This is a genomic window from Streptomyces sp. SS1-1 (genome assembly GCF_008973465.1).
In the GTDB taxonomy this organism is placed as follows: domain Bacteria; phylum Actinomycetota; class Actinomycetes; order Streptomycetales; family Streptomycetaceae; genus Streptomyces.
On sequence record NZ_WBXN01000004.1, the window covers coordinates 3,936,507 to 3,947,943 of the forward strand.

At 71.3% G+C, this 11,437-nt stretch carries 11 protein-coding genes; 3 read left to right on the top strand and 8 right to left on the bottom strand.

What is annotated here, in order from left to right; all coding sequences use genetic code 11:
• Positions 1-12: 12 nt before the first annotated feature.
• The 3 genes from F8R89_RS19425 to F8R89_RS19435 all read right to left on the bottom strand — a co-directional run bounded on the left by F8R89_RS19425 (position 13) and on the right by F8R89_RS19435 (position 2,677).
• Positions 13-861 (bottom strand): MBL fold metallo-hydrolase, encoded by an 849-nt coding sequence (locus F8R89_RS19425; RefSeq protein ID WP_151785155.1) that lies wholly within the window; start codon positions 859-861, stop codon positions 13-15.
• Positions 862-889: 28 nt separating this feature from the next.
• On the bottom strand, positions 890-1,774 hold the full coding sequence (locus F8R89_RS19430) for an NUDIX hydrolase (RefSeq protein ID WP_151785156.1): 885 nt from the start codon (positions 1,772-1,774) through the stop codon (positions 890-892).
• A 228-nt stretch (positions 1,775-2,002) separates the two neighbouring features.
• Positions 2,003-2,677, bottom strand: coding sequence for a Crp/Fnr family transcriptional regulator (locus F8R89_RS19435; RefSeq protein WP_053750087.1), 675 nt, complete (start codon positions 2,675-2,677; stop codon positions 2,003-2,005).
• A gap of 274 nt (positions 2,678-2,951) precedes the next feature.
• Between F8R89_RS19435 and nth the strand changes: the two genes are divergently transcribed.
• The 3 genes from nth to F8R89_RS19450 all read left to right on the top strand — a co-directional run bounded on the left by nth (position 2,952) and on the right by F8R89_RS19450 (position 5,897).
• Entirely contained in the window at positions 2,952-3,824 is an 873-nt protein-coding gene (gene nth / locus F8R89_RS19440) for an endonuclease III (protein WP_413251294.1), read from the top strand.
• 70 nt (positions 3,825-3,894) lie between these two features.
• Positions 3,895-4,590 carry an NUDIX hydrolase gene (locus tag F8R89_RS19445; RefSeq protein WP_151785157.1) on the top strand — a complete coding sequence of 232 codons (696 nt, stop codon included), beginning with the start codon at positions 3,895-3,897 and terminating at the stop codon, positions 4,588-4,590.
• 107 nt (positions 4,591-4,697) lie between these two features.
• Entirely contained in the window at positions 4,698-5,897 is a 1,200-nt protein-coding gene (locus F8R89_RS19450; RefSeq protein ID WP_151785158.1) for a MarP family serine protease, read from the top strand.
• A gap of 30 nt (positions 5,898-5,927) precedes the next feature.
• Here F8R89_RS19450 and F8R89_RS36810 read toward each other — a convergent pair whose 3' ends face one another.
• The 5 genes from F8R89_RS36810 to acs all read right to left on the bottom strand — a co-directional run bounded on the left by F8R89_RS36810 (position 5,928) and on the right by acs (position 11,332).
• Positions 5,928-6,110: a hypothetical protein gene (locus F8R89_RS36810; protein WP_079033903.1), complete on the bottom strand. Its 183-nt coding sequence runs from the start codon at positions 6,108-6,110 to the stop codon at positions 5,928-5,930.
• Between the two features lie 127 nt (positions 6,111-6,237).
• The gene (locus F8R89_RS19460) at positions 6,238-7,173 is read right to left on the bottom strand and encodes an alpha/beta fold hydrolase (protein ID WP_151785159.1); all 936 of its coding nucleotides are present in this window, start codon (positions 7,171-7,173) and stop codon (positions 6,238-6,240) included.
• The gene (locus F8R89_RS19465) at positions 7,170-7,667 is read right to left on the bottom strand and encodes a phage holin family protein (RefSeq protein WP_151785160.1); all 498 of its coding nucleotides are present in this window, start codon (positions 7,665-7,667) and stop codon (positions 7,170-7,172) included. The genes F8R89_RS19460 and F8R89_RS19465 overlap by 4 nt, the downstream gene beginning before the upstream one ends.
• Before the next feature lie 77 nt (positions 7,668-7,744).
• Positions 7,745-9,184: a Na+/H+ antiporter NhaA gene (nhaA, locus tag F8R89_RS19470; protein ID WP_151785161.1), complete on the bottom strand. Its 1,440-nt coding sequence runs from the start codon at positions 9,182-9,184 to the stop codon at positions 7,745-7,747.
• Between the two features lie 192 nt (positions 9,185-9,376).
• Complete coding sequence (gene acs, locus F8R89_RS19475; protein ID WP_151785162.1) at positions 9,377-11,332, bottom strand: acetate--CoA ligase; 1,956 nt, start codon at positions 11,330-11,332, stop codon at positions 9,377-9,379.
• Between the last annotated feature and the right edge of the window lie 105 nt (positions 11,333-11,437).

Sequence of the window (11,437 nt, forward strand, 5' to 3'; positions counted from 1 at the left end):
CGGCCGGCGGGTTCAGAGCGTGGTGCGCGGGTCGATGATGCCGTGTTCTTCCAGGTAGTCCAGCTGCGCCCGGACCGAGAGCTCCGCCGCCGGCCACAGTGAGCGGTCCACGTCCGCGTACACATGGGCCACCACCTCGGCCGGCGAGCGGTGGCCGTCCTCCACCGCCGTCTCGACCTGGGCGAGGCGGTGGGCGCGGTGGGCCAGGTAGAACTCGACCGCGCCCTGCGCGTCCTCCAGGACCGGGCCGTGGCCCGGCAGCACGGTGTGCACGCCGTCGTCGACCGTGAGGGAGCGCAGGCGGCGCAGGCTGTCCAGGTAGTCGCCGAGGCGGCCGTCGGGGTGTGCCACGACGGTCGTGCCCCGGCCCAGGATCGTGTCGCCCGTCAGGACGGCCTGGTCGGCCGGCAGATGGAAGCACAGCGAGTCGGCGGTGTGGCCCGGCGTCGGCACCACCCGCAGCTCCAGGCCGCCGACGGTGACGACGTCCCCGGCGCCGAGCCCCTCGTCCCCGAGCCGCAGCGCCGGGTCGAGCGCACGCACGCGTGTGCCGGTCAGTTCGGCGAACCGCATGGCGCCCTCGGCGTGGTCCGGGTGCCCGTGCGTGAGCAGCGTCAGGGCGACGCGCTTGCCGGACCGCTCGGCCGTGGCGACGACGTTGCGCAGGTGCGCCTCGTCCTGCGGGCCCGGGTCGATGACGACGGCGAGGTCGGAGTCCGGCTCCGACACGATCCAGGTGTTGGTGCCGTCCAGGGTCATCGGCGACGCGTTGGGGGCCAGGACGTTGACGGCGCGGGCGGTGGCCGGGCCGGAGACGACCGCGTCTCGTGGCTGGCCGGGGAGGGTGGCGGCGTCCGTCATGCGAGGGGGCCTTCCGGGGCGGTTGCGGTCATGCGGGGGTCCCGCCGGTCGGGATGTGCTTGGTGAACTCGTCGTGGCCGGGCCAGGCGAGCACGATCTCGCCGTTCACGAGGCTGGCCCGCGCGAGGACGGCCGTGAGGTCGCGGTCGGGGGCGGCGGCCAGGGCCTCGGCGGCGGTCCCGTACGGGATGAGCTGGCGCAGGGTCGCGATGGTGGGCGGCATCATCAGCAGCTCGCCCTTGTCGTAGCCGGCGGCGGCCTCGGCGGGGCGGATCCAGACGGTGCGGTCGGCCTCGGTGGAGGCGTTGCGCGTGCGCTGGCCTTCCGGGAGGGCGGCGACGAAGAACCAGGTGTCGTAGCGGCGGGGCTCGAACTCCGGGGTGATCCAGCGGGTCCAGGCGCCGAGGAGGTCGGAGCGCAGGACCAGGCCGCGGCGGTCCAGGAACTCGGCGAACGACAGGTCGCGGGCGACCAGGGCGGCGCGGTCCGCCTCCCAGTCGTCGCCGGTGGTGTCGCCGACGACGGTGTCCTCGGTGGGGCCGGCGAGCAGGACGCCCGCTTCCTCGTAGGTCTCGCGGACCGCCGCGCAGACGATCGCCTGGGCCGTGGCCTCCTCGACGCCCAGTCGGGACGACCACCACGCGCGCGTGGGGCCCGCCCAGCGGATCTCCTGCTCGTCGCGGGGGTCGACGCCGCCGCCGGGGTAGGCGTAGGCGCCGGCGGCGAAGGCCATGGAGGTGCGGCGGCGGAGCATGTGGACGAGCGGGCCGGGTGACGGCTGCTGGGCCGTGGCAGGGTCCTTGAGCAGCATCACCGTGGCGGCGCGCCTGGGGGCGACCGGGGTCAGGCTTCCGTCCGCGAGCGCGCGGATGCGGTCCGGCCACTCCGGTGGGTACCACTGCCCGTTTGCCATGGGCGCGAGGCTATCTCTTGACGCGCGGATGTTCGAGAGGGGAGTGGGGGCGGGAGTGCGGTGAGGTGCGGGTTTGTGCCTGCGGTGGGCCCCTGCGGGCGGGCGGGGGTGCGTCTGGCGCCCGGGACACCCCGGCACGGCCCCTCACCGCCGTACGCGGCCCCCGGGGCGAACGCAGCGGGGTCCCGCCTCGGGTGGGAGGCGGGACCCCGGCGGTGCGGCTCTATGTCAGCGGGAGCGCTTGGCCAGGCGTTCCACGTCGAGGAGGATCACCGCGCGGGCCTCCAGGCGGAGCCAGCCGCGGCCCGCGAAGTCGGCCAGTGCCTTGTTGACCGTCTCGCGCGAGGCGCCGACCAGCTGGGCCAGCTCCTCCTGCGTCAGGTCGTGGACGACGTGAATGCCCTCCTCGGACTGCACGCCGAAGCGGCGGGAGAGGTCGAGCAGGGCGCGGGCCACGCGGCCGGGGACGTCCGAGAAGACGAGGTCGGACATCGCGTCGTTGGTACGCCGGAGGCGGCGGGCGACGGCACGCAGGAGCGCGGTGGCCACCTCGGGGCGGGCGTTCAGCCAGGGCTGGAGGTCGCCGTGGCCGAGGCCGAGCAGCTTGACCTCGGTCAGCGCGGTGGCGGTCGCCGTGCGCGGGCCCGGGTCGAACAGGGAGAGCTCGCCGATGAGCTCTCCGGGGCCGACGACGGCGAGCATGTTCTCGCGGCCGTCGGGGGACGTGCGGTGAAGTTTGACCTTGCCCTCGGTGACGACATAGAGCCGGTCGCCGGGGTCGCCCTCGTGGAAGAGGGAGTCGCCCCGTGCGAGCGTCACCTCACTCATGGAGGCGCGCAGTTCCGCGGACTGCTCGTCGTCGAGAGCCGCGAAGAGCGGATTGCGCCGCAGAACGTCGTCCACGAGTTCTCTCCTTGTCGACCTGCTCAGGGGGTCGATTCCCCCGCGTGCCAGGGGACCGTGTTCCCCATTTTGCCGGACGGTCCAAACAGTGTGATCTGTCACAAGGATGCCGCACACATGTCCTGGGGTAAGCGGCAGGGGTCCAATTGGGCGCCGATCTTCGCGGTCCAGGGCGGATGTCGGTGCCGGGCTTTAGGCTGGCCGAGTGTCCAAAACGCCGGTGAGAGCACAGGCCAAGGGGGCTGCGCGGGTGGTTGATCGTCGTGATTCCGCTGTGGGCGAACAGAGCCCTGGTGGAGGGAAGAGAACGGCGCAAACGGCCAAAAAGGCGCCGGGTGGAGCCGCCGTGCGTGGCGAGAAAGCGGCGGTGAAGGGTGCGTCGCGCACGGCTCTGGTGCGCAGGGCCCGGCGGATCAACCGGGAGCTCGCCGAGGTCTATCCGTACGCCCATCCCGAGCTGGACTTCGAGAATCCGTTCCAGCTTCTCGTCGCGACCGTTCTGTCCGCCCAGACCACCGATCTGCGCGTCAACCAGACGACGCCGGCGCTTTTCGCCAAGTACCCCGGGCCCGAGGACCTGGCCACCGCCAATCCGGAGGAGGTCGAGGAGATCCTGCGTCCGTGCGGGTTCTTCCGGGCCAAGACCCGGTCGGTGATGGGGCTGTCCAAGGCGCTCGTGGAGGACTACGGCGGGGAGGTCCCGGGGCGGCTGGAAGAGCTGGTCAAGCTGCCCGGAGTCGGGCGGAAGACCGCTTTCGTGGTGCTGGGGAACGCGTTCGGGCGACCCGGGATCACCGTGGACACGCACTTCCAGCGGCTGGTGCGGCGCTGGCAGTGGACCGAGCAGACCGACCCCGACAAGATCGAGGCCGAGGTCGGGGCGCTGTTTCCCAAGAGCGACTGGACGGATCTGTCGCACCACGTGATCTGGCACGGCCGCCGCATCTGCCATGCGCGCAAGCCCGCGTGTGGCGCCTGCCCCATCGCCCCGCTGTGCCCGGCGTACGGGGAGGGCGAGACCGATCCGGAGAAGGCGCGGAAGCTGCTGAAGTACGAGAAGGGCGGCTTCCCCGGGCAGCGGCTGAAGCCGCCGCAGGCCTATCTGGACGCGGGTGGCAAGCCGGCTCCGCCGCTGGGGGCCGCGTGACGTGGTGCGGGTGTGCGGAACGATCCGGGGGGCGTCCCGCGTTGAAGCTGGCAGGACGACGGGGGTGGCGATGGCGCGGGTGAGCGGTACGCAGGGCGGCCCGGTGGTGCTCAGCAAGGACGGGCTGCCGGGCTGGCTGGAGCCGGTGGCGCGGGTCGTGGACACCGTCGAGCCGTTGCAGCTGAGCCGCTTCCTGCCGCCGAAGGACGGGGCCGGGCGCCAGTCGGCCGTGCTGATCCTGTTCGGGGAGGGCGAGCGGGGGCCCGAGCTGCTGCTGATGGAGCGGGCCAGTTCCCTGCGGTCGCATGCCGGGCAGCCGTCGTTCCCGGGGGGTGCGCTCGATCCCGAGGACGGTGATCCGGGGGCTGATGGGCCGCTGCGGGCCGCGCTGCGGGAGGCCGAGGAGGAGACCGGTCTCGATCCGAGCGGGGTGCAGCTCTTCGGGGTGCTGCCACGGCTGTACATCCCGGTCAGCGGGTTCGTCGTCACGCCGGTGCTGGGCTGGTGGCGCGAGCCGAGTCCGGTCGGCGTCGTCGATCCGAACGAGACCGCCCGCGTCTTCACCGTCCCCGTGGCGGATCTCACGAATCCGGACAACCGTGCCACCACGGTCCACCCCAGCGGCCATCGAGGTCCGGCATTTCTGGTCGAATCGGCCCTGGTGTGGGGGTTCACGGCCGGTGTCATCGACCGGTTGCTCCATTTCTCCGGCTGGGAGCGGCCCTGGGACCGGGGGAAGCAGGTCCCGCTCGACTGGCGGTCATGACAGGGTGTCTGCGGTGCTGTGCCGTCCCGGGGGCCGTCTTGTCCGAAATGCCGCCGGGTCCACGGCCGACCTGATGAGCGAAGAATGATGAGGCGAGGCTAGAACCGGTGAACGTGCTGGACATCCTGTTGCTGGTCGCCGCCGTCTGGTTCGCGATCATCGGCTACCGCCAGGGCTTCGTCGTCGGCATCCTGTCGGTGATCGGCTTCCTCGGGGGCGGTCTCGTGGCCGTGTACCTCCTTCCGGTCATCTGGGACGCCCTCACCGACAACGCCGAGGTGAGCACCACCGCGGCCGTCGTCGCCGTCATCGTCGTGATCGTCTGCGCCTCCATCGGGCAGGCGCTGACCACCCATCTCGGCAACAAGCTGCGCCGGTACATCACCTGGTCCCCGGCCCGCGCGCTGGACGCGACCGGCGGCGCCCTCGTCAACGTCGTGGCGATGCTCCTCGTGGCCTGGCTGATCGGCTCGGCCCTCGCCGGGACGACACTGCCGACGCTCGGCAAGGAGGTCCGCGGCTCCAAGGTGCTGCTGGGTGTGTCGCGGGCGCTGCCCGACCAGGCCGACACCTGGTTCGCGGACTTCTCCTCCGTCCTCGCGCAGAACGGCTTCCCGCAGGTCTTCAGCCCGTTCTCGAACGAGCCCATCACCGAGGTCCAGCCGCCCGACCCGGCGCTCGCGAAGAGCCCGGTGGCCACCCGCGCGCAGCGCTCCATCGTCAAGGTCGTGGGGACGGCGACGAGTTGCGGCAAGGTCCTGGAGGGCACCGGCTTCGTGTTCTCCGAGCGCCGCGTCATGACCAACGCGCACGTCGTCGGCGGCGTCGACGAACCCACCGTCCAGATAGGCGGAGAGGGCCGGCGGTACGACGCGACGGTCGTCCTGTACGACTGGAAGCGCGACATCGCCGTCCTGGACGTGCCCGATCTCGAGGCGCCCGCCCTGCGGTTCACGGCCGACGACGCCGAGAGCGGCGACGGCGCGATCATCGCGGGCTTCCCGGAGAACGGCGCGTACGACGTGCGGGCCGCGCGGGTGCGCGGGCGTCTGCCGGCGAACGGCCCGGACATCTACCACCGCGGCACCGTCAGCCGGGACGTCTACTCGCTGTACACGACCGTCCGCCAGGGCAACTCCGGCGGCCCGCTCCTCACCCCCCAGGGCAAGGTGTACGGCGTGGTGTTCGCCAAGTCCCTCGACGACGCCGACACCGGCTACGCGCTGACCGCGGACGAGATCCGGCAGGACATCGTCAAGGGGCGTACCGCCAAGCAGCAGGTGGACAGCGACAGCTGCGCGCTGTGAGTCCGGTGGTACAGGAGAGCGTGGCGCCTGTCAGCCGCGTGGGTGGCGCAGGCGTACCGAGACCCAGCGGGCCCGGCGGCGAAGGATGCGCGGAATCCCCACCCGGGGGTCCGCGACCGGCATCTGCGGGGCGCTGCCTCGCTGGTGGGAGCTCAGCCCGCCGGCCGAGCGCCGATTGCGTGCCGCGTCACTGTAGTCGTGCGTCCAGCCCATACCCCGACGTCTGCCCCCGCCCCAAGGTCGATAACCGCGCCGGGAGACCCCAATTGGCCTATGCGCGAGGCAATTGGCTGTTCGAAGAACAGGTGTTCAGTTCCGGATAGCGGGCGGGCCGGCCCGGTCACCGGTCGGGCTCGGGGTCCTTCAGCCAGTTGATGAGTTCGGTGGAGAAGGCGACCGGGTCCTCCTCGTGCGGGAAGTGCCCGAGACCGTCGAACAGCCGCCAGCGGTACGGCGCTTCGACGTACTCACCCGAACCGGCCGCGCTGCGCGTCCGCATCACCGGGTCGAGGGAGCCGTGCAGATGCAGCGTCGGGACGCGGACCGGGCGCTTCATCCGGCGGTTGAACTGGATGCCGTCCGGGCGGGCCAGCGAACGCACCATCCAGCGGTACGGCTCGATCGAGCAGTGCGCCGTGGACGGGATGCAGATCGCCTTCCGGTACGTCTCCACCGCGTCGTCGTCCGGCAGGCGCGGGCCCGACCAGTCCCGGATCAGCCGGCCGACCAGCGCCCCGTCGTCGGCGGTCAGCTGCCGCTCGGGGATCCAGGGCCGCTGGAAGCCCCAGATGTACGAGCCCGCACTCGTCTGCTTCACGTCCGAGAGCATCGCCGACCGCCAGCGCCGGGGGTGCGGCATGGACGCGACCGCGAGCCGGCGCACCAGCTTGGGGCGCATCACGGCCGCCGTCCACGCCAGATAGCCGCCCAGGTCGTGTCCGACCAGCGCGGCGTCGGGCTCGCCGAGCGAGCGGACCACGCCGGTGATGTCGAGGGCGAGGTTGGCCGGGTCGTAACCGCGCGGCGTACGGTCGCTGCCGCCCACGCCCCGCAGGTCCATCGCCACGGCACGGAACCCCGCGTCGGCGAGTGCGACGAGCTGGTGCCGCCACGCCCACCAGAACTGCGGGAAGCCGTGCAGCAGCATGACCAGGGGGCCGTCGCCCATCTCGGCGATGTGGAAGCGCGCGCCGTTCGCCGCGACGTCCCGGTGCGTCCAGGGGCCGTCGAGTCGTACGACCGAGCCGGGTTGTGCCGAAGGGGCGGGATCCGTCATGACGACGAGCGTGCCACAGCCTCGATGGCGGCGGGTGCCCGGTCCTCCAGCTCGGCCGCGGGAACCGGCCGCGGGTGCGGCTTGGCGTTCTGCAGGACGCCCGCCGTCTCCTTCATCGACGACGCGACCTTCTGCGGGCTCTTGCTCTTCTTGGCCTTCTTCGCGAAGACGACGCCGATCAGCGCGAGCACCACCGCGACGAGGACGTTGGCGGCGAAGGACAGCAGGAAGCAGAGCGCGAGGTTCCAGTCGCTCCAGGTCCTGATGCCGTACGCCAGGGCGAAGTTCAGCATCGGCAGCGAGAACACCAGCACCGCGCCCGCCAGCGAGAACGCCCCGCCGCTCGTCGCACCGCGCTTGACGTCCTGCTTGAGCTGCGCCTTGGCCAGCGCGATCTCGTCATGCACCAGCGCCGACAATTCGGTCGTCGCCGAGGCGAACAGCTGGCCGATGCTGCGTTCGGCGCCGACCGGGCTGCCGTCGGGTGCGCTCATCGCGGTCTCCCTCGTAGTCACGGTTCCGTCTTCCGCCTGACCGAGTACGGTTCCGTCTTTTGTACCGTCCCGTCAGATCATGCCCGACGGTGCCCCTCATCGCCTGCCCTGCCCACCCCTTCGGCAACCGCGTCGCGCGCGGCGGCCTTCTCCTCGGCGAGCCGGCGGTGCTCGGCGGCCTTGCGTTCGAGCAGGGCGGCCATGCGCAGGTGGTACTCGGGGTCGTCCTGCTCGTAGATGTCCGGCACCCCGGAGGCGTCCTCGTCGCGCTCCTCCTCCTCGCACATCCGGCGGTACTTGGCGTTCCGTATCTTCAGCAGCACGGTCGCCAGCGCCGCCGCGATGAGGGAGCCGAGGAGGACGGACGCCTTGACCTCGTCGGTGAGCGTGGGGTCGTCCGTGAAGGCGAGTTCGTCGATCAGCAGGGACACGGTGAAGCCGATCCCGGCGAGGGTCGCCACGGCGAACAGGTCCGCCCACGCCAGGTCGTCGCTGAGGGAGGCCCGGGTGAAGCGGGCCGTCAGCCAGGTGCCGCCGAAGATGCCCACGGTCTTGCCGACGACGAGCCCGAGCAGCACTCCGAGCGTCTCCGGCTGGGTGAACACGTCCCGCAGCGCGCCCCCCGAGACCACGACCCCGGCGCTGAACAGCGCGAACAGCGGCACGGCCAGCCCCGCCGAGAGCGGCCGTACGAGGTGCTCGATGTGCTCGCCCGGGGACTCCTTCTCGCCCTCGCGCGTGCTGCAGCGCAGCATCAGGCCCATCGCGACACCGGCGATGGTGGCGTGGATGCCGCTGTTGTACATCAGCCCCCAGATGACGACGGCGAGCGGCACGTACACGTACCAGCCGCGCACGCCCTTGCGCAGCAGCAGCCAGAAGACGACCAGGCCCGCGACGGCTCCGCCGAGCGCGGCGAAGTTCAGCTGCTCGGTGAAGAACAGCGCGATGATCAGGATGGCGAAGAGGTCGTCGACGACGGCGAGGGTCAGCAGGAAGGCGCGCAGCGCGCTCGGCAGCGAGGTGCCGATGACGGCGAGGACGGCCAGCGCGAACGCGATGTCGGTCGCCGTCGGCACGGCCCAGCCCGCCGTCGAACCGCCGCCCGTCAGCACGGTCACCGTGTACACGAGGGCCGGTGCCGCCATGCCGCACAGGGCCGCGACGACCGGCAGGACGGCCTTGCTCGGGTCCTTCAGATCACCGGCGACCAGCTCGCGCTTGAGCTCGATCCCGGCGACGAAGAAGAAGATCGCGAGGAGCCCGTCGGCCGCCCAGTGCTCGACGGACAGGTTCAGGCCCAGCGACTCGGGGCCGAAGTGGTAGTGCCCGACCGTCTCGTAACTGTGCTGCAGGGCCGGAATGTTCGCCCACAGCAGCGCGGCGATCGCGGCGACGAGGAGCAGGACACCGCCGACGGTCTCGGTGCGCAGCGCGTCCGCCACGAAGTTCCGCTCGGGCAGCGACAGCCGTCCGAAGGCCTTGCGGGTGGGAGCGGGGGGAGGGGACGCGGCCACGGGGAATTACCTCCGGTCGATGGGCATGGCGGAGCACATGCCGACCAGACTTCCCGGCGCACCTATGAACGATTTCGCTGCGTTCAGCCTACTCACGGGTGCACGGGGGTGCATCCGGGTCTCAGCGTACGAACGTGAAGGGCACCCGGCGCGCGCTGGGCGCCGGGTGCCCTCGGGACGTGGTGGGACGGCTCAGTCCTCGCCGGCCGACGTCGGCAGCTTCGCCTGGATGAGGTCCATGACGGTCGAGTCGGTCAGCGTGGTCACATCACCGAGCTGGCGGTTCTCGGCGACGTCCCGCAGGAGACGGCGCATGATCTTGCCGGAGCGGGTCTTCGGCAGCTCGGCCACCGGCAGGATCCGCTTGGGCTTGGCGATCGGGCCGAGGGTGGCGCCGACGTGGTTGCGCAGGTCGGCGACCAGGTCCTCGGTCTCGGCGGCCGTGCCGCGCAGGATGACGAAGGCCACGATGGCCTGGCCGGTGGTCTCGTCGGCGGCGCCGACGACGGCCGCCTCGGCGACCGACGGGTGGGACACCAGCGCCGACTCCACCTCCGTGGTGGAGATGTTGTGGCCGGACACCAGCATCACGTCGTCGACCCGGCCGAGGAGCCAGATGTCGCCGTCGTCGTCCTTCTTCGCCCCGTCACCGGCGAAGTACTTGCCCTCGAACCGGGACCAGTACGTGTCGATGAACCGCTGGTCGTCGCCCCAGATGGTGCGCAGCATCGACGGCCACGGCTCGGTGAGGACCAGGTAGCCGCCTCCGCCGTTGGGCACCTCGTTCGCCTCGTCGTCCACGACGGTCGCGGAGATGCCGGGCAGCGGGCGCTGGGCCGAGCCGGGCTTGGCCTCGGTCACACCGGGCAGCGGCGAGATCATCATGGCGCCGGTCTCGGTCTGCCACCAGGTGTCGACGACCGGGGTGGTGTCGGCGCCGATGTTCTTGCGGTACCAGATCCACGCCTCGGGGTTGATGGGCTCGCCCACCGAGCCCAGGACGCGCAGCGAGGACAGGTCGAACTTCGCGGGGATGTCGTCGCCCCACTTCATGAACGTCCGGATCGCCGTCGGCGCCGTGTAGAGGATCGTCACCCCGTACTTCTGCACGATCTCCCAGAAACGCCCCTGGTGCGGGGTGTCGGGCGTGCCCTCGTACATGACCTGCGTCGCGCCGTTCGCCAGCGGCCCGTACACGATGTACGAGTGACCGGTGACCCAGCCGACGTCCGCGGTGCACCAATAGACGTCGGTCTCCGGCTTGAGGTCGAAGACGGCGTGGTGGGTGTAGGCGGTCTGGGTGAGGTAGCCGCCGGAGGTGTGCAGGATGCCCTTGGGCTTACCGGTCGTGCCGGACGTGTAGAGGATGAAGAGCGGCTGCTCGGCGCCGAACGCCTCCGGGGTGTGCTCGGCGGACTGCCGGTCGACGACCTCGTGCCACCACACGTCACGGCTGTCGTCCCAGGCCACGTCCTGGCCGGTACGGCGGACCACGAGCACGTGCTCGACGTTGTCCACCTTGGAGACCGCCTCGTCCACGGCGGGCTTGAGCGCGGACGGCTTGCCGCGCCGGTAGCCACCGTCGGAGGTGATGACGACCTTGGCGTCGGCGTCCTGGATGCGGGTGGCGAGCGCGTCGGCGGAGAAGCCGCCGAACACGACCGAGTGGGCGGCGCCGATGCGCGCGCACGCCAGCATCGCGACGGCCGTCTCGGGGATCATCGGCATGTAGACGGCGACCCGGTCGCCCTTGCGCACGCCCAGCTCCAGCAGCGCGTTGGCCGCCTTGGAGACCTCGTCCTTGAGCTCGGCGTAGGTGATGGCGCGGCTGTCGCCGGGCTCGCCCTCGAAGTGGATGGCCACCCGGTCGCCGTGGCCGGCCTCGACATGCCGGTCCACGCAGTTGTAGGCGACGTTGAGCTCGCCGTCCTGGAACCACTTGGCGAACGGCGGGTTCGACCAGTCCAGCGTCTCGGTCGGCTCCTTGGCCCAGGTCAGGCGGCGGGCCTGCTCGGCCCAGAAGCCGAGCCTGTCAGCCTTGGCCTGTTCATACGCCTCCGCCGTGACGTTGGCGTTGGCAGCCAGGTCGGCGGGGGGTGCGAACCTGCGCTCTTCCTTGAGCAGGTTGGCCAGGCTTTCGTTGCTCACGACATCTCCCTTTCCCAGGGTGTCCGTTGTGTCCCAGGCCACAGCTCATCAGACCCGAGGGCCCGCTGACAAGGGTCGACGGATAATTGGTTTAGACCTGTCTGC